Origin of the sequence: Parachitinimonas caeni, from assembly GCF_030129945.1 — a bacterium.
Lineage (GTDB): Bacteria > Pseudomonadota > Gammaproteobacteria > Burkholderiales > Chitinimonadaceae > Parachitinimonas > Parachitinimonas caeni.
Genome location: NZ_JARRAF010000150.1, coordinates 1 through 706, shown reverse-complemented (window position 1 = coordinate 706; position 706 = coordinate 1). Strand labels below are relative to the sequence as shown.

The 706-nt window shown below is 59.8% G+C and carries 1 protein-coding gene; it reads left to right on the top strand.

Annotated features, from left to right (window positions below; genetic code table 11):
• Positions 1–706, top strand: a 706-nt coding sequence (locus tag PZA18_RS24055; RefSeq protein WP_284103425.1) for an RNA-guided endonuclease InsQ/TnpB family protein, incomplete at both ends; no start/stop codon positions are given.

The window sequence follows — 706 nt, the reverse complement described above, 5'->3', positions numbered from 1 at the left end:
ACCGGGAAACGGGGGGGCACCCTGCGCATCGGTAGTGGCAAAGGTGCACTGATGCTGCGTGCTCGCGGGCAGCATCGCTTTGGCGAAGGCGTTAAGACGAATGACTTAACGATCACCCGAAAAAATGGCAAATGGTTCGCGTCGATTACGCTGCGCGTGCCGGAAGAAGCATGCGCCCGCCCGCGCAAAGACACCCAGCAACGCGGCGTGGACTTTGGTGTCAACGACTGGGCAACCTTCGATGACGGGCAGACCATTACCAATCCGCGCTGGGTAAAGCGGGAGCTGCCAAAGCTGGCACATCTGCAAAGGCAGAGAGCCAAGAAGCGCAAAGGCTCGGCGCGCTATACCCGACTGAGCCAGCAACTAGCCCGGCTGCATGAGCGCATCGGCAATGCCCGCCGCGACTTCCTGCACAAGACCACCTCATCTCTGGTCGGCCAGTGTTCGCTAATTGCGACGGAAGAGTTGCAGCCCAAGAACATGAGCAGATCGGCCCGAGGCACGCAAGAAGCACCTGGCCGAAGGGTTAAACAGAAAGCCGGCCTCAACCGGGAAATTCTCTCGGTGGGGCTAGGCATGGCGCATCAGATGCTTGGTTACAAAGCGGAAGAAGCTGGTACTCGGGTGCATCTGGCCAACACGCGCCAACTCAAGCCATCGCAACGCTGCGCGAAGTGCTGGGCGATTGTGCCCAAGAAGCTGA